The 1,487-nt window shown below is 42.4% G+C and carries 1 pseudogene; it reads left to right on the forward strand.

The features are described from left to right. Positions 1-1,487: pseudogene (locus K357_RS09805) on the forward strand (hypothetical protein); the annotation flags it as partial.

The following is a 1,487-nucleotide window of genomic DNA, read 5'->3' on the forward strand; positions in this document are numbered from 1 at the left end:
GTAGATAATGGCGATGGCACTAAGACACCTACTGATATCATTAAGCTTGGCGAAGGTCCAACTACACCAAATGGTACAGATGGCGTTAATGGCACCATCGGTGTTAATGGTAAGGATGGTACATCCAAAGTCGGTATCGACGGTCAAAAAGGTGTGACTGTCACTGGTACTAATGGCAAAGATGGCAAGGACGGTAAAAATGGTACTGTAGGCATTAATGGTGCTGACGGCATCACGGTAACAGGCCATACAAATGGTGAAGCTGGTAAAAATGGAAAGGATGGCACAATCGGTATCAATGGTACTGATGGCATATCTATGACCGGCGAAGCTGGTAAAAATGGCGTTTCCATCAAAGGCGAAGACGGGAAAACACAAGTGGCCGGCTTGAACGGTAAAGACGGTGTTGGTCATTTAGAATTAGCTGGTAAAGACGGTACACCAAGCATCGACATGACCGCTATTACAGGCGATACTGATGTCGATGGTGATCCGAAGAAAGAGTCAGATAAAATTACCCGTTTGAACTATAAAGATAAAGCTGGTAAGGATCATCAAGTGGCAACCTTAACGGATGGCATGAAATATGCTGGCGATAACGCTAAGGCTGATGGCACTAACGTATTAAAGAAGAAGTTAAATAACCAAGTGGACATCGTTGGTGATATTGGCGAGAATAAAACAGTAGATGACTTTACAGAAGGTAATATTGGTGTCTTTGCTAACACTACTGATGGCAAATTACATGTGAAATTAGCGAAAGATATTAAAGCGAATACGCTTACCTTGGAAGATAGCGATACTCCGCAAGATCCAGATAAGAAGAAACCAATTACCTTGACGAATAAAAAAGGTGGTCTCTACATTGGTACCCCAAAAGCAGACGATGGTAACAAAGTAGTTACTCAGTCGGAATTATCAACTTCGTCACAGGCGGGTCAAAATGCGTTACAAACCATTCAAGTAAAAGCTGGTGGAACTGATGTTAAAACATTGAAAAAACCAACAGATACTGATACAGCAGCGAATGTTCTTGAATTTGAAGCTGGTGAAAACGTACAAATTGATAACGATAATGGTAAAGTTAAAATCTCGGCTACGAGAGACCAAAGCGCAGATACAATTACTGTAGGCGAAAAAGGTGAAGCTGGTAAGCCTGGTAAAGATGGTAAAATCGGCGTTAATGGTAAAGATGGTAAGTCTGGTGTAGGTATTGACGGTAAAGATGGTATCACCTTAAAAGGTGAAGCTGGTGAAAAAGGACTTTCCATCAAGGGCGAACCTGGTAAACCGGGTGACCCAGCACCTACAATAGCCGGCTTGAACGGTAAAGATGGCATTGGTCACTTAGGCTTAACTGGCGATAAAGGTGAAGATGGTAAAACACCAAGCATCGACATGACCGCTATTAAAGGGAAGGCTGGCGTTGATGGTAAAGATGGTATTACACGGTTACAATATGTAGACGAAAATAAAACAGCTCATGA

The sequence above is a fragment of the Veillonella montpellierensis DSM 17217 genome, assembly GCF_000426745.1.
In the GTDB taxonomy this organism is placed as follows: domain Bacteria; phylum Bacillota; class Negativicutes; order Veillonellales; family Veillonellaceae; genus Veillonella; species Veillonella montpellierensis.